Source organism: Natronorubrum halobium, assembly GCF_051351675.1.
In the GTDB taxonomy this organism is placed as follows: Archaea; Halobacteriota; Halobacteria; order Halobacteriales; family Natrialbaceae; genus Natronorubrum.
Window position 1 is genome coordinate 3,833,286 of sequence record NZ_CP195595.1, and the last position, 23,046, is coordinate 3,856,331.

The 23,046-nt window shown below is 64.7% G+C and carries 18 protein-coding genes, 1 tRNA gene and 1 pseudogene; 15 read left to right on the top strand and 5 right to left on the bottom strand.

Annotated features, from left to right (window positions below):
* Nucleotides 1–123: 123 nt before the first annotated feature.
* The 7 genes from sod (at nt 124) to ACSFC7_RS19120 (ending at nt 9,600) form a co-directional block, all read left to right on the top strand.
* A complete protein-coding gene (gene sod / locus ACSFC7_RS19090) occupies nt 124–726 on the top strand; it encodes a superoxide dismutase (protein ID WP_436344396.1) in 603 nt (200 codons plus the stop codon).
* Between the two features lie 146 nt (nt 727–872).
* Nucleotides 873–3,911 (top strand): FAD-binding and (Fe-S)-binding domain-containing protein, encoded by a 3,039-nt coding sequence (locus ACSFC7_RS19095; RefSeq protein WP_436344397.1) that lies wholly within the window; start codon nt 873–875, stop codon nt 3,909–3,911.
* Nucleotides 3,912–4,213: 302 nt separating this feature from the next.
* A complete protein-coding gene (locus ACSFC7_RS19100; RefSeq protein WP_436344398.1) occupies nt 4,214–4,522 on the top strand; it encodes a DUF5827 family protein in 309 nt (102 codons plus the stop codon).
* Nucleotides 4,519–5,358, top strand: coding sequence for an ATPase (locus ACSFC7_RS19105; RefSeq protein ID WP_436344399.1), 840 nt, complete (start codon nt 4,519–4,521; stop codon nt 5,356–5,358). Before ACSFC7_RS19100 ends, ACSFC7_RS19105 begins: the two co-directional genes overlap by 4 nt.
* A gap of 178 nt (nt 5,359–5,536) precedes the next feature.
* Nucleotides 5,537–6,652 carry a thiamine ABC transporter substrate-binding protein gene (locus ACSFC7_RS19110; RefSeq protein ID WP_436344400.1) on the top strand — a complete coding sequence of 372 codons (1,116 nt, stop codon included), beginning with the start codon at nt 5,537–5,539 and terminating at the stop codon, nt 6,650–6,652.
* A gap of 9 nt (nt 6,653–6,661) precedes the next feature.
* Nucleotides 6,662–8,551: an ABC transporter permease gene (locus ACSFC7_RS19115; RefSeq protein WP_436344401.1), complete on the top strand. Its 1,890-nt coding sequence runs from the start codon at nt 6,662–6,664 to the stop codon at nt 8,549–8,551.
* On the top strand, nt 8,548–9,600 hold the full coding sequence (locus ACSFC7_RS19120; protein ID WP_436344402.1) for an ABC transporter ATP-binding protein: 1,053 nt from the start codon (nt 8,548–8,550) through the stop codon (nt 9,598–9,600). Before ACSFC7_RS19115 ends, ACSFC7_RS19120 begins: the two co-directional genes overlap by 4 nt.
* A 144-nt stretch (nt 9,601–9,744) precedes the next feature.
* Here the strand turns inward: ACSFC7_RS19120 and ACSFC7_RS19125 are convergent, their stop codons facing one another.
* Complete coding sequence (locus ACSFC7_RS19125) at nt 9,745–10,323, bottom strand: MBL fold metallo-hydrolase (protein WP_436344403.1); 579 nt, start codon at nt 10,321–10,323, stop codon at nt 9,745–9,747.
* A gap of 147 nt (nt 10,324–10,470) precedes the next feature.
* Between ACSFC7_RS19125 and ACSFC7_RS19130 the strand changes: the two genes are divergently transcribed.
* Nucleotides 10,471–11,763: a helix-turn-helix transcriptional regulator gene (locus ACSFC7_RS19130; protein WP_436344404.1), complete on the top strand. Its 1,293-nt coding sequence runs from the start codon at nt 10,471–10,473 to the stop codon at nt 11,761–11,763.
* 152 nt (nt 11,764–11,915) lie between these two features.
* Nucleotides 11,916–11,990: transfer RNA gene (locus ACSFC7_RS19135), tRNA-Glu, on the top strand.
* Nucleotides 11,991–12,131: 141 nt separating this feature from the next.
* Here the strand turns inward: ACSFC7_RS19135 and ACSFC7_RS19140 are convergent.
* Nucleotides 12,132–12,458 carry a TRAM domain-containing protein gene (locus tag ACSFC7_RS19140; protein ID WP_436344405.1) on the bottom strand — a complete coding sequence of 109 codons (327 nt, stop codon included), beginning with the start codon at nt 12,456–12,458 and terminating at the stop codon, nt 12,132–12,134.
* 228 nt (nt 12,459–12,686) lie between these two features.
* Between ACSFC7_RS19140 and ACSFC7_RS19145 the strand changes: the two are divergent.
* Together ACSFC7_RS19145 and ppc are read left to right on the top strand one after the other, a co-directional pair.
* Nucleotides 12,687–12,932: pseudogene (locus ACSFC7_RS19145) on the top strand (DUF7861 family protein).
* A gap of 376 nt (nt 12,933–13,308) precedes the next feature.
* Nucleotides 13,309–16,017 (top strand): phosphoenolpyruvate carboxylase, encoded by a 2,709-nt coding sequence (ppc, locus tag ACSFC7_RS19150; protein ID WP_436344406.1) that lies wholly within the window; start codon nt 13,309–13,311, stop codon nt 16,015–16,017.
* A gap of 24 nt (nt 16,018–16,041) precedes the next feature.
* Here the strand turns inward: ppc and ACSFC7_RS19155 are convergent, their stop codons facing one another.
* Nucleotides 16,042–16,581, bottom strand: a complete 540-nt coding sequence (locus tag ACSFC7_RS19155) for a DUF7097 family protein (RefSeq protein ID WP_436344407.1) — start codon at nt 16,579–16,581, stop codon at nt 16,042–16,044.
* A 178-nt stretch (nt 16,582–16,759) separates the two neighbouring features.
* On the opposite strand from ACSFC7_RS19155, the gene ACSFC7_RS19160 reads away from it, so the two are divergent.
* The 3 genes from ACSFC7_RS19160 to ACSFC7_RS19170 all read left to right on the top strand — a co-directional run bounded on the left by ACSFC7_RS19160 (nt 16,760) and on the right by ACSFC7_RS19170 (nt 20,395).
* On the top strand, nt 16,760–19,291 hold the full coding sequence (locus ACSFC7_RS19160; protein WP_436344408.1) for a methyl-accepting chemotaxis protein: 2,532 nt from the start codon (nt 16,760–16,762) through the stop codon (nt 19,289–19,291).
* A gap of 176 nt (nt 19,292–19,467) precedes the next feature.
* On the top strand, nt 19,468–19,659 hold the full coding sequence (locus ACSFC7_RS19165) for a hypothetical protein (RefSeq protein WP_436344409.1): 192 nt from the start codon (nt 19,468–19,470) through the stop codon (nt 19,657–19,659).
* Between the two features lie 343 nt (nt 19,660–20,002).
* Nucleotides 20,003–20,395: a DUF192 domain-containing protein gene (locus ACSFC7_RS19170; RefSeq protein WP_436344410.1), complete on the top strand. Its 393-nt coding sequence runs from the start codon at nt 20,003–20,005 to the stop codon at nt 20,393–20,395.
* A gap of 13 nt (nt 20,396–20,408) precedes the next feature.
* Here the strand turns inward: ACSFC7_RS19170 and hpt are convergent, their stop codons facing one another.
* Complete coding sequence (hpt, locus tag ACSFC7_RS19175) at nt 20,409–20,969, bottom strand: hypoxanthine/guanine phosphoribosyltransferase (protein WP_436344411.1); 561 nt, start codon at nt 20,967–20,969, stop codon at nt 20,409–20,411.
* Nucleotides 20,970–21,214: 245 nt separating this feature from the next.
* On the opposite strand from hpt, the gene ACSFC7_RS19180 reads away from it, so the two are divergent.
* Complete coding sequence (locus ACSFC7_RS19180; protein ID WP_436344412.1) at nt 21,215–22,741, top strand: (R)-citramalate synthase; 1,527 nt, start codon at nt 21,215–21,217, stop codon at nt 22,739–22,741.
* 48 nt (nt 22,742–22,789) lie between these two features.
* Here the strand turns inward: ACSFC7_RS19180 and ACSFC7_RS19185 are convergent, their stop codons facing one another.
* On the bottom strand, nt 22,790–22,993 hold the full coding sequence (locus ACSFC7_RS19185; RefSeq protein ID WP_436344413.1) for a hypothetical protein: 204 nt from the start codon (nt 22,991–22,993) through the stop codon (nt 22,790–22,792).
* Nucleotides 22,994–23,046 lie beyond the last annotated feature (53 nt).

Consider the following 23,046-nt stretch of genomic DNA (forward strand, 5'->3'; position numbering starts at 1 on the left):
CGGCAGCGTATCACGCGAGGCGAACCACGTGAGGGGAGGCGGATCGGCTGTGCGGTGTGATACCGTTTCTCTCCTCAAAACTTAACAGGCGAGATGCAGATACAAAACTACAGGTGAATTCCAATGACTGACCACGAACTTCCACCACTACCGTACGATTACGACGCACTGGAACCATCGCTTTCCGAACAGGTGCTGACCTGGCATCACGACACCCACCACCAGGGCTACGTCAACGGCCTCAACTCCGCCGAGGAGACCCTCGAGGAGAACCGCGAGTCGGGCGACTACGGCTCGACGCCCGGTGCCCTCAAGGACGTCACCCACAACGGCTGCGGACACTACCTCCACACGCTGTTCTGGGAGAACATGTCGCCGAACGGCGGCGGCGAGCCGGAGGGCGACCTCGCCGACCGTATCGAGGAGGACTTCGGCTCCTACGAGGGCTGGAAGGGCGAATTCCAGAAGGCCGCCGGCGCCGCCGGTGGCTGGGCACTGCTGGTCTACGACCCGGTCGCCAAGCAGCTGCGTAACGTCGCGGTCGACAAGCACGACCAGGGCGCACTCTGGGGCTCCCACCCCGTCCTCGCGCTGGACGTCTGGGAGCACTCGTACTACTACGACTACGGCCCGGACCGCGGCGACTTCATCGACGCCTTCTTCGACGTCGTCAACTGGGACTCGGCCGCAGACGAGTACCAGAAGTGCCTCGACCACTTCGAGTAACGGAGCTGACTGGAGACGCGACGACTCGGCGATCCCGACGTTTTTTCGACCGCATCCCGGAGAGCGGTGCCACCGATCGCTCGCGACCGGCAACATCGTGTGAGGCTGACACGCACTGTTTTGGTTCTCGGTGGTCGAGTGGCCGTATGGCTACGGAACGAGTCGGAATCGAGGGCCGACCGCTCGAGCGCACCTCGAGCACGAACGGAAACGAGGGAGACGGCGACGCAGACGCCGCGGACAGCGACCTCGCGGCCGCTCTCGACGTCGCGGTCGACGGTGACGTTCGCTTCGACGAGTACACGCGGGTGCTGTACGCGACCGACGGGAGCATCTACGGCGCCCAGCCGGCGGGCGTGATCTTCCCGCGAGACGGGGACGACGTCCGGTCGGCGATCCGCGTCGCGGCCGACTACGGCGCGCCCGTCCTCCCTCGCGGTGCCGGCTCCTCGCTCGCCGGGCAGGCGGTCGGCCCGGGCTGTATCATCCTCGACCTGTCCCGGCACATGAACGAGATTTGCGAGATCGACCCGGACGAACGGCGGGCCACCGTCCTGCCCGGCGTCGTTCAGGACGACCTCGACGACGCGCTCGAGCCACACGGCCTCCGCTTTGCGCCCGATCCGGCGTCGTCGAACCGAGCGACGATCGGCGGCGGCATCGGCAACAACTCGACGGGCGCCCACTCGGTCCGCTACGGGATCACGGACGCCTACGTCGAGGCCTGCGACGTGGTCCTGGCGGACGGATCGCTGATTCACACGCGGGACGTCGTCCTCGACAGCCCGGAGTGGGAAGATATCGTTTCGAAGGACGACCTCGAGGCCGAGATCTACCGAACCGTCCGGGCAATCATCGAGGACAACGCCGACGAGATCGAGGCGCGGTATCCGACCCTCAAACGCTGCGTGAGCGGCTACAATCTGCAGAAGGTGCTGCGGGAGAACGAAGCTGGGGAGGATGTTCTCAACCTCTCGAAGCTCGTCGTCGGCGCGGAGGGAACTTTGGGCGTCGTCGTCGAGGCAGAACTCTCGCTCGTGACCCGTCCGGAGAAGACCGCACTCGCGGTCTGCTGTTACGACGACTTGCTCGACGCGCTGGCCGCGGTGCCCGAGGCGCTCGAACTCGAGGCCAGCGCGGTCGAGTTGATGGACGACGAGGTGTTCCGACTGGCGGCGGAGTCGCCGGAGTACGCCGAGTACGCGGAGCCGATTCCCGACGGAACCGCGGCGGTCCTGATGGTCGAGTTCGATTCGGAGGTGGTCGACGACCTGTCGGCGGCGCTGACGAACGCGACGGAGCGACTCGTCGACGACGGCGCTGCGTTCGACTCGATCGAAGCGCTCGAGCCCGAGACCCAGGACCGACTCTGGAAGCTCCGCAAGGCGTCGATTCCGCTCCTGATGAGTATGGACGGCGATCCGAAGCCGTACCCGTTCGTCGAGGACGCCTCCGTCCCGCCCGAAGAGCTCGCCGAGTATGTCGCGAGCTTCGAGGAAATCCTCGCGGACCACGATACGACGGCGGCCTACTTCGCCCACGCCGGTGTCGGAACCCTCCACATCCGACCCGTGCTGAACCTCAAGGACGACGACGGCGTCGAGACGATGCGATCGATCGCCGAGGACGTCACCGACCTCGCGCTCGAGCACAACGGCGCGTTCTCGGGCGAGCACGGTGACGGTCTCGCGCGAACGGAGTTCAACCCCAAACTGTACGGCCCCACGCTCTGGCAGGCGTTCAAGGACGTCAAATCCGCCTTCGATCCCGACTGGCGGATGAACCCGGGAAAGGTCGTCTACCGCGAGGACGATCCCACGGATATCCGGGAACACCTCCGCTACGGCCCCGACTACGCCTCGCTCGAGCCCCAGACCGCGCTCGACTTCGAGGACGACGGCGGCTTTTCCCACCTCGTCGAACTCTGTAACGGCTGTGGCACCTGTCGCCAGACCGACGGCGACGTGATGTGTCCGACGTACCGGGCGACCGAGGAGGAAATTACGACGACTCGCGGACGGGCCAACCTGCTTCGAGCGGCGATCAGCGGCGAAATCGACCCCGAGGAACGCTACAGCGACCGGTTCCAGGAGGAGGTGCTCGACCTCTGCATCGGGTGCAAGGGCTGTCAGAGCGACTGTCCCACCGGCGTCGACCTCGCGAAACTCAAAGCCGAGGTGAAACACCAGTACCACGAACGCGAGGGCACGAGTCTCCGCGAGCGCCTCTTTTCGAACGTCGACCGGTTCGCCGCGGCCGGGAGCACCGCGGCTCCGGTCGCCAACCGGGCCACGAACCTGCCGGGCGCGCGGACGGTCCTCGAGAAGACCCTCGGAATCGCTCCCGAGCGGACGCTGCCGTCGTTCCAGCGGGAGACGCTGGTCGACTGGTTCGCCGACCGGGAGTCGACCGTCGATCCCGAGACGGCCACCGCGGGCGTCGTCCTCTTCCCGGACACGGACACGAACTACTCGAACCCCGATCCCGGTAAGGCCGCCGTTCGGGTCCTCGAGGCCGCCAATATCCGTGTCGCGGTCCCCGATCTCGGGCCGACCGGCAGAGCGGCCTACTCGACGGGGATGCTCGACGACGCGGCCGAGCACGGCGAAGCGCTGCTCGAGGACCTCGAGCCCTATCTCGAGCGGGACTGGTCGATCCTCTTCGTCGAACCCTCGGACGCGGCGATGGTGGTCGACGAGTATCGGTCGCTGCTCCCGGATCGCGTCGAGGAGGACCGACTCGAGCGACTCGTCTCGAACGCCTACGGCGTCTGCGAGTATCTCGACGCGAACCGACTGGACGAACGGCTCTCGGTCGACTACGAGGACGCTCACGGGCGAGTGACCTATCACGGCCACTGCCACCAGAAGGCTCGCGGCGCGGACCACCACGCGGTCGGCCTGCTCAGGCGCGCGGGCTACGCCGTCGACCCCGTCGATTCGGGCTGCTGTGGCATGGCCGGCAGTTTCGGCTACGAGGCCGAACACTACGACCTCTCGCGGGCGATCGGTGACCTGCTTCGGGAGCAACTCGAGGCGAGCGCGGCCGAGACGGCGACGGCGGACGGAGGCGAGTCCACGGTCGTCGCACCGGGAACCTCCTGTCGCACGCAGATCGGCGACTTCGAGGGGTACGACCGGCCGCCGCATCCGATCGAACTGCTCGCGGCGGCGCTCGAGGCGTAGTCTCGACGGGCGAGCGCCTCCAGTTACGACGTGGGGGTCGCTCGAGCGACTCGAGTAAATCAGACGGTCCGTCATCGGGCCAACGCAGACGTCTAACGGTCGTCCACCGGTATCGAAATCGCGACGCCGTCGACGGCGTCGCGACGAACCGAGGGCCGGAGAGGGGCGTCGATCCGAGCGGGATCGCGTCGCGACTGAGTGCCATCGCCGGGGTGATGTGCTCGAAGCGATGCGCCCCCGTGACCCAGCCGACGGACCGGGAACGAACGATTTAGGCGTACGAGACCGATAGCATCCAGTAGATGCCCGTTTCCAAGTCCGAGTTCGACAGTCTGCCGCCGTGTGACTTCTACACGCCCGCGGAGCTGCTCGAGGACGACCAGATGTACACCGTCTACGAGATCGCTCGTCTCCTGCAGGGGCTCGACCCCGACGCGGAGATCGACGAAGGAACCGAGGACGTCCTGCTCGACTGGACGATTCCCTGGATCATGAACAACGCCGACGACCTCGTCGTCGCCGAACCGCGGACCGACAACGAACCCGCCCATTACGGACTGAAGGGGACGGCGGACGGCGACGAGAGCGACGTCGGCGACGAGAACGAATGATCCTCCTCGTGGTCGGTGCCGATCGCGTCGACGCCGGCAAGACCACGTTCTCGGCCGGCCTCCTCGAGCGAACCGGAGCCGTCGGCTACAAACCGCGTGCGGGTAACGATTACTGGTTCGACCACGACGACTGTCGAACGGCGCTCGCCGAGGGCCGACTCTACGGCAAGGACGCCGAACGGCTCGCACGGGCCGAAGCGCGCGGCCGCGAGCCCGAACGGCTCAACCCGGTCCACCGCCTGTGGCGACCCACGCCGGGCAGCGGAACCGGGCTCCTGGGGAAGTCGGATCGCGAGTTCCTCGTCGACCGCGTGGGTCGCCCGGGTACCGACGGTGAGACGCCGACGTTCGTCCGTAACGCGACCGCGGACATCCCGGAGGCGGTCGCCGACCCGCTCCCGCTCGAGGACGCGATTCCCGTCGAGACCGTCGCCGAGTTCAACGAGGTCGCCGAGAACCGCTACGTGCCGGCGTTCGAGCGACTGGCGGCCGAGATCGAATCGACCGACGTCGCCGTCGTCGAATCCTACGGCGACATCGCCCAGCCGCTCCAGTCCCTCGACCACGCGGCGATCAGCGCCGTCGCGGCCGTCGAACCCGCCCGCGCGCGGATCTACGCCAGCGATCGGTACTGTCGCGCCTGCGAGATCGCCAGTTCGAGCCCGAAAGACGGCGCGCTCGAGAAACGCGTCCCGAACGTGCTCGACTACCTCGAGCCCCTCGAGCGGATTCGGCTGCCGGCGCTCGGCGGCGACGCGCGGGACGATTCGGCGCGGATCGCGCGGGCGTACGAGGAGGCCTACGACGCGATGCTCGAGGCGGCCCAGCGGGTCTGAGAACCGATGACACTGCCGAACACCGCTTTCGCCGTCTGAGCGCCGCTATCGGAAAAATCCTCACTCATCGCCCCTGTATTTCCGTACCCTCGAACTGTCGGAATCACTCGATTCCGGTTCCAGAGACGCCAATCTCAGTATCAGAGGGATTAAGACCACCCAGTGGAACAACCGTGTAATGAAACGACGAACGTTCGTCGGTGCGATCGGTGGTGGGGCGGCGCTCGGACTGGCCGGCTGTCTGACGCAGGACGGCGACGGATCGAGCGATTCGAACGGTGATCCCGAACCCGAGGAGTTGGATTTATCGGGGACGCTCGAGGTCGTCACCTACGAGTCGATGCTCGACGGCGACAACCCCGCAGGACCGTGGCTCAAGGAGGCGTTCGAGGAGGAGTACCCCGACGCCGAACTCGAGTGGACCCAGCTTCCGGATCAGGGAATCAACCACTATATCCAGCGCGGGGAACAGGACGACATCGACGCCGACGTCTACTTCGGGCTGAACGTCGACGATCTCGTGAGCGTCGACGACAACCTCGAGGAGGGCGGGCTCTTCCGCGAACTCAACCGGGATCGAATCGACCGATCGAGCCGCGTTCGCGACGGTCTCGACATGGGCGACCCACACGACCGCGTCCTTCCCTACGACACGGGCTACATCAGCCTCGTCTACGACGAGAACGAGGTCGACGAACCCACGACGTTCGACGATCTGACCGAGGCGGTGTACGAAGACGCCTTGCTCGCCCAGAACGCCCAGAGCTCCGATCCTGGGCAAGCGTTCTTGCTCTGGACGATCGACGCCTTCGGCGAGGACGGCTATCTCGACTACTGGCGGGACCTCCGTGAAAACGGCGTCCGCGTCCTCGAAGACTGGTCCGAGTCCTACAACGGCGCGTACATGAACGAGGAGCGACCTATGGTCGTCTCCTACTCGACCGACCAGGTGTTCGCCGACGAGTTCGGCTACGACTTCGCACGTCACCAGATCGCCTTCCTGAACGATCAGGGGTACGCGAATCCGGAGGGAATGGCGATCTTCGAGGGTGCGACGAGCGTCGATCTCGCCTACGAATTCCTCGACTTCGCGCTCTCGAACGACGCCCAGGCCGAGATCGCCGAGCGAAACGTCCAGTTCCCCGCGGTCGAGGACGAACACGTCGACTTGGGCGACGAGTTCGACCAGTACGCACACGTCCCGCCGGAGGCGGTGACGGTCGGCTACGACGACCTCCGCGGGAACCTCGATGAGTGGGTCGACGACTGGGCGCGCGAGTTCGCCAGCCAGTAACCGACGGCCGTGTCCGCTACAGGTCGCTTCGCTGAGAGTCGCGTCCGCTACTGGCTCGAGCGCCACGCTATCGGACTGACCGCGTTCGCGACGGCGGCGATCCTCGCCGTCATGCTGTACCTCCCCGTCGGCGTCGTCTTCGTCGAGGCCGTCCTCGAGGACGGCGTGCCGACGCTCGGCCACTTCGTCGACGTTCTGACTGATCCGTTTTACTTCGGGGTTCTCGCGGACGTCTTCGCGGAGCCGCTCGCGATCGGCACCCACCTCGCATCGGTCGCGAGTTGGATCGCGGCGATCTCGCTGTCGCTGACGCTCGAGTATCCGATCCCCGGCGTCGACCTCCCCGTGCCGTGGCTCGCCGTCGACGCGCCCGGCGTCCGGAAGGGACTGTTCGGCTTTACGGCCTACCAGGCCGCGCTCTCGACGGTCGCGAGCGTCGCAATCGGGCTGCCTGCTGCGTACATCCTCGCGAACTACGAGTTCTACGGCCGACAGACGCTCCGGTCGCTGACGATCCTCCCGTTCGTCATGCCGGGGATTCTGGTCGCGGTCGGCTTCTACGCGATGTTCGGCCGGGCGGGAACGCTCAACGGTCTCCTCGGAACGGTCGGTCTCGGCCCGTTCGCGTTCGTCGAGACGAGTCCGCTCGCGATCGTCATCCTCGCCCACGCGTTCTACAACGCCCCGCTGGTCGCCCGGCTCACCGTCGCCGCCTGGGAGTCCGTCGACGCGCGGACCGTCGAAACGGCTCGCAGCCTCGGCGCGAGCGAGCGTCGGGCCTTTCGGGACGTCATCGTTCCACAGCTCGCGCCGGCCGTCCTCACCGGCGCGCTGCTGACCTTCATTTTCACGTTCATGACCTTCCCGATCGTGCTCGCCCTCGGCGGCCTCCAACTGGCGACCGCCGAGGTCTGGATCTACGACCGCATCCAGCGACTCGACTACGCCGAAGCCGCCACGCTCGCGGTCCTCGAGACGATCCTCTCGCTGGGACTGACCTACGCGTACCTCCGGTACGAGTCCGCGCAGTCGGGATTCTCACAGGCACCCTCACCGCCGCCGAAGGAGCGACTCCTGCCCGACCTGCGGACGGCCGTTTCGCCGCGACGACTCGCGATCTTCGGCTACGGGCTCGTCGCGCTGGTGCTCTTCGTCGGCCCGATGGTGAGTCTCGTCGTCGGGAGTGTTACCGACGGTGCCGGCTTCACGCTCCGGAACTACGCGTTCCTGCTCGAGCGCCAGCTCGAGGGCGCGAGTTTCCAGACCCTGCCGTTGCCCGCGATCCGGAACTCGCTGCTGTTCGGGGTTGCAACGCTCCTGATCGCGGTTCCGATGGGGGTCGTCATCTCCGTGTTGACGGCCCGCAACGGCCGCAGTGGAACGGTCGTCGATACCCTCGCGATGCTTCCGCTCGCCGTCAGTGGCATCGTCTTCGGAATCGGTCTCCTGCAGGGGCTGGTGTTCGGGATCCCGCTGCCGGGCGGCTGGCGCTTTCAGGTCACGGGCGCCGTCGCGATCGTCGTCGCCCACGCGGTCGCGGCCTATCCGTTCGTGACCCGAAACGTCTCGCCGCTGCTGACGAACCTCGATCCGGCGATGGTCGAATCCGCTCGCGCGCTCGGAGCCTCGCGGTTCCGGGCGCTGCTCGACGTCGAACTCCCGCTGGTCGCGAACGGCATCGTCGCCGGCGCGGCCTTCGCCTTCGCCATCTCGATCGGCGAGTTCTCTTCGACGGTGATTTTGGCCAGCGGCAGCGAGAGCTACACCATGCCCGTTGCCGTCGAACGCTATCTGGGCCGTCGATCCGGACCCGCGATCGCCATGGGGACGCTGCTGTTGCTCGTGACGGCGGCGAGTTTCGTCGTCATCGACCGCGTCGGCGGGAGGTACGAACTGTGACGAAACTCCGACTCGAGGGCGTCTCGAAACGCTACGAGACGGGAACGGACGAGACTGCGACGTCCGCACTGCAGAACGTCGATCTGACCGTCAGGGACGGCGAGTTCTTCACCCTCGTCGGTCCCTCGGGCTGCGGGAAGACGACCACGCTCCGAACGATCGCGGGCTTCGAGGAGCCGACCGACGGCGCGGTCCGCTTCGACGGCGAGTCGATGACGGGCGTCCCGCCCGAGGAGCGCGACGTCGGCGTCGTCTTCCAGAGCTACGGACTCTTTCCGCACATGAGCGTCGCCGAAAACGTCGGCTACGGGCTCCGATTCCGGGACCCGCCGAACGGGGTCAGCGTCGACGAGCGTACCGAGGAGTTGCTCGAACTGGTCGATCTCGAGGGGATGAGCGACCGGGACCCCGACCAGCTATCGGGAGGGCAACAGCAGCGGGTCGCCCTCGCCCGCGCACTCGCGCCGGCACCCGACCTCCTCTTGCTCGACGAGCCGATGAGCGCACTCGACGCCCGACTCCGGGAGTCGCTGCGCCGCCAACTCACGCGGATCCAGTCACGACTCGGTATTACGACCGTCTACGTCACGCACGATCAGGAGGAAGCGCTGGCGATTTCGGACCGCCTCGCGGTGATGAACGACGGCCGGATCGAGCAGGTCGCCTCGCCCCAGGCGATCTATCGTGAGCCGGAAACGCGCTTCGTCGCCGAGTTCGTCGGCGACAACAACGTCTTCGAGGGGTCCGTCGTCGCTCGAGACGGCGATCTGTGCACGGTCGACATCGGCGGGGCGACGGTCGAAATCCCGGCAGTTCCGGACGGGACGGGGCGAGTGAGCTTTTGCGTCCGGGCGGCCGCGTTGTCCACCACCGTCGAGGACAACCGGTTCTCTATCACCATCGAGACCAGCGAGTTCCGCGGAGAAACCGTCCACGCGTACGGGCGGTGGAACGGCGTTCCGATCGTGTTACAGCTCGAGGAGGTTCCCGACACCGAGGTACGTGTCGGATTCGCGCCGGAAAACGCGCACGTACTGGAGTCGGCCTAACGGAGACGACTCCGTGCGCTGGGCCGACGCGGACCGGCGTACCGGGGCAGTGCGGACTGGCGTACCGGGACGGCGCGGAACCGGACGACGCGGCCCAAACCGACTTCCACGATGTCGTCCCACGACACAACGTCGAGTGAGCGGTCAGGCCTGCCGGGCCATTCGCGCCGATAGCTCCACGTGATCGTACGGCTCGTTCGTCACGCTCGGGCCGTGTCCCGTGTGCATCTCCTCGAGATCCTCGTCGATCCGCTCGCGGAGTCGATCGATGCTCTCGATCAACAGTTCGCGGTCGCCCTCCTCGAGATCGGTTCGTCCGAAACTCCCGTTCTGGAAGACGAGGTCGCCCGCGAAGAGAACGTCCGCGTCGTCCGAGTAGAAACAGAGGTGGTCGTTCTTGTGTCCCGGTGTATGGAGGGCGACGTACTCGTGGTCGCCGAGTCGGACCGTCTCCTCGTCCTCGATCGCGTGGTCGACGCCGTCGATCGAGGTATCGTAACCCCACGCATCGACGTCGAAGGCGTCTTTCACGGCCTCGAGGTTGCCGACGTGGTCCCGGTGGGTGTGCGTTAGCACGACGGCGTCGATGTCGTCGACTCGCTCGCGAATGGCGCTGACGACGTCGAAGTTCGCGCCCGGATCGACGAGGACGGTTCGCTCGCCGTCGACGAGGTAGACGTTGCTCGTAAACACCTGGACGCCCTGCGCGAGATTGGCGATCATGGCCGTGGATACGCTACCGACTGGTTTGTGGGTATCGACACGCGACGAGGCCGTGTCCCTCGGCGGCCACACGATGACAGTTCGATGATATCAATGCGGTTCCCGTATTCACAAGCATTTTTAGCTCCGCCACGTAGTGGTAGACGAATGAACCGGTCGGTCTCCGTCGGCATCGTCGTTCTCGTCGTCATCGGTTTGCTCGCCGGTATCACCGGTGTCGGTGTCCCGATGGCGATATCCGACACCGATGTCGGCGAGAGCGCCCCGTCCCAGTCGGCAGCAGCGCAGCAGGGGACCGCCCAGCACTCGAGTACAACCGACGCGATGGCCGACGAGTCGATCGCCAGCGAATCGCAGGACTTCGATACGACGACGTTCGAGATCACCGTTCACGAAAACGGCAGTGCAACGTGGACGTTCCGGCACGTACAGCGGTTCGACACCGAGAACGAATCCGAGGAGCGCGCGGCCTTCGAGGAGTTCGCCGAGGAGTTCGAGGAGGAAGAAACCGGGCTCTACGAGCGATTCGTCACGCAGGCCAACCAGATGACCGACAGCGGGGCCGATACGACCGGCCGGGAGATGGAAGCGGGGAACTTCAATCGGACCGCGACGGTCGAAGATCAGTTCGGGACGCAGGGCGTCGTCGAAATGTCGTTTACCTGGGCGGAGTTCGCCGAGGTCGAAGACGGCACCGTCAAAGTCGGCGACGTCTTCGAGAATATGTACATCGGTCCGAATCAGTCAATCGTGATCGAGGCCGGCGATGGCCTCACTTTCGATCGCATCGGACCCGAACACGAGGCCCAGCCCTCACACAATACGCTCGAGAATGCCAATTCGGTAGAGTGGAGTGGCGAACAGCAGTTCCTGGACGGGAATCCGCGCGCCGTCTTCGTCCAGAACGGGGTGGCCGACGGGGGTGACGAGACCGACTCCGCTATCTCGGCGCTCACGAACGGCGACGACGCAGCGTGGCACCTCGCTCTCGGCGCGCTCGTCGCGTTGGGACTCGGTGGTGGAGCCATCTGGTATCGACGACGGGAATCGAGAACCGGCACCGACGACGGAACGAGCGTCGGTGCCGGAGCGACGACTCAAACGAACGCTGCATCGACCGAGACGGCAGATTCGAACACGGCGCCGTCGGCCACTCGTGAGAGCCGTGACGAGGATCCGGCCGCTGCACCCAGCCCACTGGCCGACGACGAACTCCTCACCGACGAGGACCGGGTCATCAAGCTCATTCGCAAGAACGGCGGCCGAATGAAGCAGGTTAACATCGTCGAGGAGACCGGCTGGTCGAAGTCCAAAGTCAGCATGCTCCTCTCCGATATGGAGGAAGCGGGCACCATCAGCAAGCTTCGCGTCGGCCGCGAGAACATTATCAGCCTCGAAGGCTTCGAACCCGAGGCGACGAAGTCACCGTTCGAGGAGTAACGGTCCTGTCACCGCTCGCATCTGTGGTACGGCGGAACAGTGCCGAATCGAAACGGAATCCTTAAACTGTACAGCCCACAACAATGGGATGTAACCCGCTCCGGTGGTGAGACGGACGACGTCCGTCGAGGCTCGGAGCGAGACCGAAGTAAGCTCCGTTGGTGTAGTCCGGCCAATCATATTGCCCTCTCACGGCAATGACTAGGGTTCGAATCCCTGACGGAGCACTACAGCGAACGAGTTTTACGAGTGAGCGAAGCGCGCACAGAAGGGATTCGGAGTAGAGAAACGCGAGCGATAGCGAGCGTTTCGCGTGGTTCGAATCCCTGACGGAGCATCGTTTTCCCGACTGTTCCGGAGAGCCCCAGCTACGATCCCGTTTCGACGAGTTCTGCTTCCCCGTACGTTTCATCGATGGAAGTCACTCGGACCGTCGCTTCGATCGCCGCAATCTCTTCCTCGAGAAAGAGCACGAAGCCGCTCTCAGTTTTGCAGACGAGCGTCCCGTCGGACTTCTCGTCGACGATATCGACGGTGACCGTGTCGCCGAGTTCGGGTTTCCCGCCGAGCGGTTCCCCGCACCGCCAACAGTCGGTATCGTACTCTGCGGATCCCTCCGGGGCGTTGCTTGCCCCGCATCGGGGCGTATCACAGCTAATAAACGAGTCGTGCTGTCCTGGTTGATAGCGTCCCACAGTGCCATCGACACGACTGCCTCCTAAAAACGTGCCGCTGGTTCGCGACCAGCCGTCTCGCTGACAGCGGGTCAACGACTCTCCGATGCGTTACAGGTAGCAAGTGGCAACCTCACCGTCGACGACGGATACCGGTGCAGCCTCCGCCACGTACGGTATTCCAATCGGATCGAGTTCGGTACCGTCGGAGCCACGACCCGCAACTGTCCGACCGGCCTCTGTGTGCATATGGCCCGCGACCGAATCCGCGCACGGGAACCAATGCACGACCTCGAGCGGTGGTCTGTGGGGACGATCGAACACGTCCGCGAGCGGGACGGGCACTGCATCTTCGAGGTTCAGGCTGACAGCGGAGAGACGGTCGAACTCGCCGTCACGGCTGCTATCTAGGAGTTAGTTCCGCGCAGATTGAATCTCGGCGAGGATGAGTCACCGATCGGCGCTCGCGTCTGGTATCGAAAACACGGCGGGTGACGTACTGGACGCACTCAACGCGAGAGCGAAGCGCAACCCTACCCGAAGACGACCCCTGCGGTCGGTGCGCGCGCCAGCTCGCTCCGACCGGTTCCGCTCGAAAAGCAAATATAATAATTCTAAATAATTGAATGATGGTACCGACGTCGGATGCTGTCGTTCTCGAGAAAGGAACTCGAAATCGAGTTTCAAATTCGGGAGCAGATCGCCGGTCATACGCCCGAGCCGAAGGGTGATCATATGACAGATTCTCGAACCGGGAATTTGTCGATCCCGCCCGAATCGATCACCGTCAGTAACTATCACGGAAAAGGATGAAATGGGAGATAGCGACCCTACACGGGGGTTTTTGAGGTAGAAGCCGTACGATTTGGGTATGAGACTTCACAACAGGGAGATCCGACAAGACGTCCGAGAACTCGGTGCGTTACTCGGAGACGTCCTCGAGGACCAGACCTCTCGACGAGCGTTCGAAACGGTCGAATCGTGTCGGCAGGCCGCGATCGATTACCGATCCGGCGAACTCGAGTCGCGCGACGCGCTCATCTCGGACCTCCGCGGACTGTCGCCACACCACCAGCGAGTCGTCGCCCGCGGGTTTACGACCTACTTCGAACTGATCAACCTCGCCGAAGAGCGCGAGCGGGTGAGAACAATTCGAACGGAGTCAAACGAGGGGACCCTCGAGGACAGCCTCGAGACCGCGGCCGAAGAACTGGGTAACAGCGACGTCGACACCGTCAGACAGGTCCTCGACGACGTCCTGATCGAGCCGACGTTTACGGCACACCCGACGGAAGCCCGACGCAAGACGGTCAAATCGAAGCTGCGAACGATCTCGACGGAGCTCGAGACGCTCGACGAACGGCTGCTGACGGAGAAGGAAGAAGGGCAGGTCTGGCGGGATATCGACGCCGAAGTGACGAGCCTCTGGCAGACGCCACAGGTCCGGAACCGACAGCCCGAACCCGAGGACGAGGCGCGAAACGTGCAGTGGTACCTCGAGAACACGCTGTTCGACGTCGTCGGCGAAGTATACGACGAACTGGCGGACGCGATCGACGAGGAAGTCGAGGGGAACCTCGAGATTCCCAAGCTGTTCGAGTTCCGGTCGTGGGCGGGTAGCGACAGGGACGGAAACCCCTACGTGACTCCCGAAGTGACGGCGAACACCCTGGAACGGCAGCGCTCGGTCATCCTCGAAAAGTACCGCGAGCAGCTCAAACGGCTGTCCGGCGTCCTCAGTCAGGACGGGAGCCGGATCGACCCCGGCTCCGAGTTTCTGGTCTCGCTCGAGGACGATCGAGAGCGACTGCCCGGCAGCGCCCGAACCGCCGAAGAGCGGTATCCCGACGAGCCCTACCGCCAGAAGCTCAAACTGATGCGCGAACGGCTCCAGCGCGTCGGTGACGTCCGCCCCGGCGGCTACGACGAGGTCGACGACCTGCTCGACGATCTCGAGATCATCACACAGAGCCTGCGGAACAACGGCGCGGAGAGCGTCGCCGAGGCGCACGTGGATCCGATCCGGCGGCAGGTCGCCACGTTCGGCTTCTCGCTCGCCAGTCTGGACCTGCGCGAACACCAGCAGAACCACACCGACGCCATCGCGGAAGCCCTCGAGAGCGAGGGTATCGACTACCACGGCATGGACGAGGCGGAGCGCGCCGACCTGCTGACCGAAGCCATTCTGCAGGACGAACCCGTCATCGACCTCTCCGAGACCGACGACCTCTCCGAAGCGTCGGCGAAGGTCCTCGACCTGTTCGCTACCCTCGGGGACTGGCAGACCGAGTACGGCGTCGAGGCCATCGACACCTACGCCATCTCGATGACCGACGAACCCAGCCACGTGCTCGAGGTGCTGTTCCTCGCCGATCAGGCCGGCGTCGTCTCCCTGCCCGAACACTGCGGACTCGACATCGTTCCGCTGCTCGAGACGGAGTACGCCCTCTCCGGGGCCCGGAGGATCATGGGGAGCCTCTTCGAGAACGAGGCCTACGCGCAGGCCCTCGAGGCTCGCGGACGCACCCAGGAAATCATGCTTGGCTACTCCGACTCGAACAAGGAGAACGGCTTCCTCGCGGCCAACTGGTCGCTGTACAAGAACCAGCGCCGACTGGGCGAGATCTGCGACGATCACGACGTGACGATGCGACTGTTCCACGGCCGCGGAGGCTCCATCTCCCGGGGTGGCGGCCCGATGAACGAGGCGCTGCTGGCGCTGCCGAACAGCACGGTCACGGGACAGGTCAAGTTCACCGAGCAGGGCGAGGCGATCGCCGAGAAGTACGCCAACCCGCGTATCGCCGAGCGAAACATCGAACAGATGGTCAACGCACAGCTTCGTGCGCGGCTGTACGCCGAAGAACAGCCCGAAGAGGAGGTGCGCGACGAGTGGGTCGAGGCGATGGAGACCATGGCCGACGCCGCCCGTCGGGAGTACCGCGATCTCCTCGAGAGCGACGGCTTCGTCCGATACTTCGAGCAAGCGACGCCGATCACGGTCATCGAGAATCTCGATCTGGGGTCGCGTCCCGCCTCGCGAAGCGGCGAGCGGACCGTCGAGGACTTGCGGGCGATCCCGTGGGTGTTCTCCTGGACTCAGTCCCGGTGTATTCTGCCGGGCTGGTACGCCCTCGCGACGGGTCTCGACGCCTACTTGGAGGGCGATGAGCCGCGAGACGACGGTGGCTCGATGGAGACCCTTCAGGAGATGTACGAGGAGTGGTCGTTCTTCCGGACCACGCTCGACAACGCCGCGCTCTCGCTCTCTCGAACCGAACTCGAGATCGCCGAGCAGTACGCGGAGTTGGCGGACGAGGACCTCCGCAGTCGGTTCTTCCCGCGAGTGACCGAGGAGTACCAGCGGGCGACGGAGTTGATCACTACCATTGGACAGCGCGAGACCCTGCACACTCGCGACTGGCTCGGCGAGAACCTGGCGCGGCGCAACCCCTATGTCGATCCGCTGAACCTGCTGCAGGTCTACCTGCTCGATCGGACTCACCGAACGGACATCGAGGAGCGAACGCTTCGACTGACGGTCAAGGGAATCGCGGCCGGAATGAAAAACACGGGATAACGAGCCGACAGGAGCCGGTTTCGGTCACTCGTCGCCGTCCCCTCCGTCACCGTATCGTTCCGCAGCCGACTCGAATCCCAGTTCGTCGTACTCGCGACCGCGGCGCTGTTCGAGTGCGGCGATCGCGTCCGGTTCCGGCGCGGCGTCGTCGGTGATTCGCGCCCACGAGTTGTGGACCTTGGCGTGACACCACCGACAGAGGTAGATCGTAATCTCGTGGGTCAGTTCCTCGCCGTCGCGAGCGTACGAGAGGTGGTGTTCCTCGAGCAGCGGCCGCTCGTCGTCGTGGGCCATGCGCTTTTCCTCGAGGCCACAGCGGACGCAGTCCCGGTCCCGGTTTCGCGACCGGAAGTGCGGACAGTCGGCCCAGGTGTCGTCGGTTTCGGGATCGACGACGGGACAGGCGTACTCCTCGCTGGCGCGTTCGCGGGCGAACTCGGGGTCGTGCTCGTAGTGGTCGAAGGCGTAGCGACACTGCCCCTCGCCGGTGAGATAGTCACAGACACCCGCGAACTCGTACGGATCGTCGACGCCGACGGACGTTCCCTGGGGTGTTTTTTCCATGGCGCTCTCACCGGCTTTTCGACCCCGCTCGATTTGAATGCATCGAGCGGGAAACCGCGAGCCGGTATTCACTGCAACTTACTGTTACCGACCAGTTGGCGATATGGTCCCGAAAGTGATGACAAAATTAAATATCAAATGGCAACACTTTTTGAATGCTAACACTCACTCAGTTCGTATGTTCGATATCGTTCGTCGGGTCGTCCCCTCGAGTATTCGACGAAGTTACGCTCTCAAATTCGGAATCGCCTTGCTGATACTGGGTCTCTCGGTCGGTCTGATCGGATTCGTTGCGACCGCCCAGATCACGGATAGCGTCGAACAGAACGCGCTGGACGATCAGCAATCTCTCGCCGCTCAGGAGGCGAACACGATAAACAACTGGCACGGAGAGAACGAACGGCGCACTGCCAGTACGTCGGATACTCCCGTCGTCGAATCGGGTGACGAGGAGGCGATTCAGTCGTATCTCTACGATCTCCAACTCGAACTCTCTGGTCAGGTCGACGCGATCCACTACGTCGATCAGGAGAGTCACGACGTTCTGGCCACGACGACGGAGGATGCGACGACGCTCGAGGACGTCGAGTTCCCCGAGCCGGACCGGATCGATTCGGACCTTTCGGCGTCGAACGTCGAGCGAACGGAGCCGTACGCTGTCGACGACACGCCGGTCGTCTCCTACTATATCAGCACGGGCGGCCAGGCGGAAACGGCGATCGTCGTGTCGTTCGAACTCGAGCACGTGATGGCCGACCTCGGTGCTGCGGTCGAGGGGGAGCGGTCGACGGTCGTCGTCGACCGCGAGGGACAGATCGTTCTCGACGACAGACTCACGGGAAGCGGCGGGGACGGCCTACAGGACAGCTTCGCCAGCAGCGGATTCCTGCAACCGTACGCCGACGATCACGCGCTTCTGGACGAGGCGCTGGCGTCCGAAAACGCGTCCCACGCAGGGTCGATGACGCTCGACGAGGCGCCGGTCGGTGCACTTCAGTCGTCGCCCCACGACTTCGATCCGGACGGCTACGTCGCCGCCTACCACGGAACCGAAACCGGGTGGGTCGTGTTGTCGCACACGTCGACCGACGAAGCCTACGGATTCGTCAACTCGGTCAATCAGTACGGGAACATGGCGACGCTCGGTGGCGTGGTCCTGATCGGACTCATCGGTGCCGTTATCGGTCGCAACACGGCATCGTCGATCGATCACTTGACGAGAAAGGTCAGAAAGATGGAGGACGGCGACCTCGACGTCGAGTTCGAGACGAAGCGGATCGACAATATCGGTCGGCTCTACGACGGCTTCGCCTCGATGCGCGACGAACTGAAACAGCAGATCACCGAAGCCGAGGATGCGAGGGCCGACGCCGAGCGCGAACGCGAACGCGTCCAGGAGATAAACGAAGACCTCAAACGGGCGGCGACGACCTACTGCGGCGTGATGGAGGACGCTGCGGACGGCGACCTCACCGTTCGGATGGATCCGAACGCGTCGGACAACGACACGATGGAAGAGATCGCGGTCGATTTCAACCAGATGCTCACCGAAATCGAAGCGACGGTCGAGCACCTCAATCGGTTCGCGACCGACGTCGCGACCGCCAGCGAACAGGTCACCGCTTCGAGCGAGGAGGTCCGGTCTGCGAGCGAACAGGTCAGCGAGTCGGTCCAGGAGATCTCCGACGGGGCGGACAAGCAGTACGAGTCGTTGCGGTCGGTCGACTCGGAGATGAACAACCTCTCGACGACGACCGAAGAGATCGCCGCCTCCTCGAACGAGGTCGCCGACGTCGCCGAACGAACGGCCCAGACCGGCCGCGACGGTCGTCAAACGCTCGAGGACGCTATCGAAGCCTGTGAGGACCTCGAGCAGGATCGAGACGCCGTCGTCGAGGAGTTCGAACAACTCCGCGACGAGGTCGCGACGGTCGACGAACTGATCGACCGGATCGCCGAGATCGCCGAGCAGACGAACATGCTCGCGCTCAACGCCAACATCGAGGCGTCCAGATCCTCGGCCGGCGACGACGACGGCGGGTTCGCCGCCGTCGCGGCCGAAGTCAAGGAACTCTCCCAGGACGTGAAAACGGCCACCGACGAGATCAGCAACCGTCTCGAGCAGATTCAGGATCAGACCGAACGATCCGCCGAGGAAGTCGATCGGACGAGCGAGGAGATCGAGGAGGTCAACGAACTCGTCACCAACGCCGGATCGGCACTCGAAGAGATCGCTGAGTACGCACAGAAGACGAACGACGGCGTGCAGTCGATTTCGGCGGCCACCGAAGAGCAGGCAGCGTCGACCCAGGAAGTCGTCGCGATGGTCGACGAGGTGGCGACGATCTCCGAGGAGACCACCGCCGAAGCCGAGAACGTCGCTGCATCCGCCGAGGAGCAGACCTCCGCGCTGTCGGAGGTGTCCAACTCGGCGGACGATCTGTCCCAGCAGGCGGTGACGCTCTCGGAGGCACTCGACCGGTTCGAGACCGACGGCGACGCGAGCGCCTCTGCGATCGAACTCGACTCCCTCGAGGCCGTGACCGAACCGGCTACCGTCGGCAACGTCTCGAGTCCGACCGATACCGCTGACGGTCCCGACGAGAATTCTGGTGACGACACGTTCTCGTTCGGCGGGGAAGCGGTCGAGACGGACGCTGACCCGGCCGAGGAGACGACCGACGACGACTCCTTCTCGTTCGAGGAGTAAGCCGACGACGTCCTCGAGTTTTGTTTCGAGCGGAACCGCTCTCGAGCGACAGCGAGGCGTGTCTCTCTCCCCGACCTATCGGTGAATAACAGCGAATCGGTGACAAAAATAGAGGTCGAGAGAGTCCTGATGTGATTTTTCGTAAAGGATAATAGGAATGGGGAACGCCATCAGCTATGCGGGACAGAGTTCACAACAGTATTCCGGGGGTCGTTCGGCGAAGCTACGTGCTGAAGTTCGGGCTCATTCTGCTCGTACTGGGCGTATCGATCGGTACGCTCGGTGTCGTCGCGACGGGAGCACTCACCGAAAGCGTCGAATCGACGGTCCTCAACGACCAGCAGGATGCGGCGGTTCAGGAGGCATAGGCGCTGGATAACTGGGACGAACGGAACACGCAACTCGTCGCAGCGTCAGCCGGAGCACCGACCCTCAAGGTAGACGACGACGAAGAGCGGCAGGAGTATCTCCAGAACGTCTATCAGGACCTCCCGGAGGAGCGAGTAAACGCGCTGTACGTCGATACGGCCACCGGTGAGGTTCTCAACGCCGTCGATACCGACGACGAGACCACGGTAACCGACGACGCAGACGACGGCGAAACGGCCGACGACGAGACGTTTTCGTTCGGCGGCGAGTGAGCCCCGGGAGACCGGTCCGCGTTCGGTGTCAGCGAGAAGGTTTTTGCTACTCCCCGCCAGAGCCGAGAGCGTGCAGCTGGTTCACCACTCTACTGTCGGAAGCGATACCGGTTCACGGACGGATACCGACGGGGTGAGCCGCGGCAACGTACTGGCGACCGACGTCGATCTCGCGGAGTCGCTCCTGAGCCAGACTCGAGGGCTGATGTTCCGTCGATCGCTCCCCGACGGCTCCGCGCTCGTGTTCCGGTTCGAGACGGCCAAAACGCGCGACGTCCACATGCTGTTCGTCTCCTTCCCCATCGACGCCGTCTGGGTCGTCGACGACGTCGTCCAGCGCGTCGAACGACTGCAACCGTGGCGCAGTTTTGCTCGAGCGGAGTGTGACTTGCTCGTCGAACTTCCCGCCGGGACCGCGGACGACGTCGAGGCCGGCGATCGACTCGTCCTCGAGGACGAGTGAGTTCGTCCGGCGATCAGTCGACGACTTCGACCGCCCCGTCCCGAACCCGCACGTCGAGCAGACTCGTCACGTCGCGCGAGATATTTTCGTGGTCGGCGTCGACCCGGCGGAGCACGGCTACGACGTCGACGATCTCGGCGTCGACGGCCTCGAGCGCCGTACAGACGGCTTCGATCGTCCCGCCGGAGGAGAGGACGTCGTCGACGACTACCACGCGATCACCCGCGTCGACGCCGTTCAGGAAGAGTTCCCCCTCGCCGTAGCTGGTCTCCTGGTGGACGGCGACCTCGTCCGGAAAGCCGTAGGAGCGCTTGCGGACGACGACCAGCGGCACGTCTGTCGCGAGCGAGAGCGCCGTCCCGTGGTGAATGCCCATCGCTTCCGGCGCGACGAGCGTGTCGACGGACTCGAGGTCGACCCGCTCGCGGATGCCGTCGGCGATCGCCCGCAACACCGACGGATCGACGGGCGGGACGCCGTCGGTGACGCCGTGGACGAAGTACTCGTAGCCGTCTCGGTCGACGACCGGGGCCTCGCGAAGCGATCGCGCGAGCGGCTCCAGGGTTGGATCCATACTCGAGGAGTGCTACGACGGGAAGTGGAATGGGTGTTCGGGTCCCGACGGCGCGTCGGCTCGCGGACGACGCTTCGCGCAGATGGTACCGTGACCGGCGGAGTTAAGTTACCGTGATTCGATAGGGGGAGATACAATGGCACGAGAACCCTTCTCAACGCCGGAGTCCGAGGATAGAGGAAGTCGGGGCAACCCGGCTGGGCGTGAAATTCAGCGATGAAAGCCCTCACTCTTCACTCTTACCTGTGACTCACTCCGCCGAGCAGACGATTTCCCCAGACCGTACCGTCCGCCTTCTCGATACGACGCTTCGCGACGGCGAGCAAGCGCCGGGTGTCTCGCTTTCACCAGACGAGAAAGTCGAAATCGCGCGCGGACTCGAGCGCGCCGGCGTGTCGGTCATCGAGGCCGGCAGCGCCTGTACCGGGGCCGGTGAACGTCAGGCCATCTCCCGCGTGACCGACCTCGATCTCGACGCCCGCGTCACCAGTTTCTGTCGCGGGATCCGGACCGACATCGACCTCGCGCTCGACTGCGACGTCGACGGCATCCACCTCGTCGTCCCCTCGAGCGACCGCCACGTCGAGGGCAAGGTCGGTACCTCTCGCGAGGACAACCTCGCGAAGACCGCCGAACTCGTCGAGTACGCCGCCGACCACGATCTCTGGATCGAGGTCATCGGCGAGGACGGCTCCCGAGCCGATCTCGACTACCTCGAGGAACTCATGGGAGCGTCCCTCGACGCCGGCGCCGATCGGGTCTGTTTCGCCGACACCGTCGGCCACACGGGCCCCGAGCGCACCGCCGAAGCGGTCTCCCGACTCGCCGCGCTGGGGCCGGTCAGCGCACACACCCACGACGATCTGGGACTGGGCGTCGCGAACGCGCTGTCGGCCGTCTCCGCCGGTGCCGACCTCGTTCACTGCACCGTCAACGGCCTCGGCGAACGCGCCGGCAACGTCGCCCTTGAGGAAGTCGCCATCGCGCTCTCCCACGTCTACGACGTCGAGACGCTCAAACTCGAGGAACTGTACGGCCTCGCACAGACGGTCTCCCGAGCGACGGGGATCCAACTGGCGCCGAACAAGGCCGTCATCGGCGAGAACGCGTTCACCCACGAGAGCGGAATCCACACCGACGGCACGCTCAAGGACGACAAGATGTACGAGCCCTACGCGCCCGAGACGGTCGGGCGAGAACGACGGCTCGCACTCGGCAAACACACCGGGCGCGCGGGCGTTCAGGCGACGCTCGAGGAACACGATGTCGACGCGGACGACGACGCAGTCGCCGAAATAGCGAACCGCGTCACCGAACTCGGCGACCGCGGCCGCCGGGTGACGGACGCCGATCTGCTCGCCATCGCCGAAGACGTTACCGGCGACGACCGCGAGCGCGTGGTCGAACTGCTCGACCTCACCGCGACGAGCGGTGGCGCCGTCCCGACCGCGAGTATTCGACTCGCCGTCGGCGGCGAGGAACGCGTCGCCAGCGGCACCGGTTCCGGTCCCGTCGACGCCGCCGTCTCCGCGGTTCGCGAGGCGCTGGGCTCGATGGCCGACGCCGAACTCGACTCCTACCACGTCGACGCCGTAACGGGCGGTACCGACGCCGTCGTCACCGTCGAGGTGACGATGGTCCGCAACGACCGCTCGGTCACCGTCGCTCGCAGCGAAGCCGACATCACGCGCGCGAGCGTCGAAGCGATGGTCGATGCGCTCGATCGACTTCTCGCGGCCGATCAGCAGCCGCTCGCGCCGGCCGACGACTGACGACCGTCCGCGGCGATCCGTTTTAGCGACCCCGTTCGTCCCGCTCGACTACTCCTGATCGAGCAGCAGTCGACTGTGGATGTTCCAGGGATCGAACAGGTAGATAGCGGCGAGAAACAGTGCGACGATCACGACGAACAGTCGTGCGATTTCGCCGACCGTCGACGGAACGCCCGGCTCGAGGGTAATCGCCATCAGCGCTGCGACCCCGATCCAGAGACTCCCGACGATCAGTCGCTGACGAGTGTCCATACGTGGACGTTCGAGCCAGACGTAATGAAGCCGGCGAGTCGAGCCGCCGGTCC

What these genes read in the sequence shown, in the direction of transcription:
- sod (WP_436344396.1), top strand. Translation starts at nt 124, where the DNA reads ATGACTGACCACGAACTTCCACCACTACCGTACGATTACGACGCACTG.
- ACSFC7_RS19095 (WP_436344397.1), top strand. Translation starts at nt 873, where the DNA reads ATGGCTACGGAACGAGTCGGAATCGAGGGCCGACCGCTCGAGCGCACC.
- ACSFC7_RS19100 (WP_436344398.1), top strand. Translation starts at nt 4,214, where the DNA reads ATGCCCGTTTCCAAGTCCGAGTTCGACAGTCTGCCGCCGTGTGACTTC.
- ACSFC7_RS19105 (WP_436344399.1), top strand. Translation starts at nt 4,519, where the DNA reads ATGATCCTCCTCGTGGTCGGTGCCGATCGCGTCGACGCCGGCAAGACC.
- ACSFC7_RS19110 (WP_436344400.1), top strand. Translation starts at nt 5,537, where the DNA reads ATGAAACGACGAACGTTCGTCGGTGCGATCGGTGGTGGGGCGGCGCTC.
- ACSFC7_RS19125 (WP_436344403.1), bottom strand. Translation starts at nt 10,323, where the DNA reads ATGATCGCCAATCTCGCGCAGGGCGTCCAGGTGTTTACGAGCAACGTC.
- ACSFC7_RS19130 (WP_436344404.1), top strand. Translation starts at nt 10,471, where the DNA reads ATGAACCGGTCGGTCTCCGTCGGCATCGTCGTTCTCGTCGTCATCGGT.
- ppc (WP_436344406.1), top strand. Translation starts at nt 13,309, where the DNA reads ATGAGACTTCACAACAGGGAGATCCGACAAGACGTCCGAGAACTCGGT.
- ACSFC7_RS19155 (WP_436344407.1), bottom strand. Translation starts at nt 16,581, where the DNA reads ATGGAAAAAACACCCCAGGGAACGTCCGTCGGCGTCGACGATCCGTAC.
- ACSFC7_RS19160 (WP_436344408.1), top strand. Translation starts at nt 16,760, where the DNA reads ATGTTCGATATCGTTCGTCGGGTCGTCCCCTCGAGTATTCGACGAAGT.
- ACSFC7_RS19165 (WP_436344409.1), top strand. Translation starts at nt 19,468, where the DNA reads ATGCGGGACAGAGTTCACAACAGTATTCCGGGGGTCGTTCGGCGAAGC.
- hpt (WP_436344411.1), bottom strand. Translation starts at nt 20,969, where the DNA reads ATGGATCCAACCCTGGAGCCGCTCGCGCGATCGCTTCGCGAGGCCCCG.
- ACSFC7_RS19185 (WP_436344413.1), bottom strand. Translation starts at nt 22,993, where the DNA reads ATGGACACTCGTCAGCGACTGATCGTCGGGAGTCTCTGGATCGGGGTC.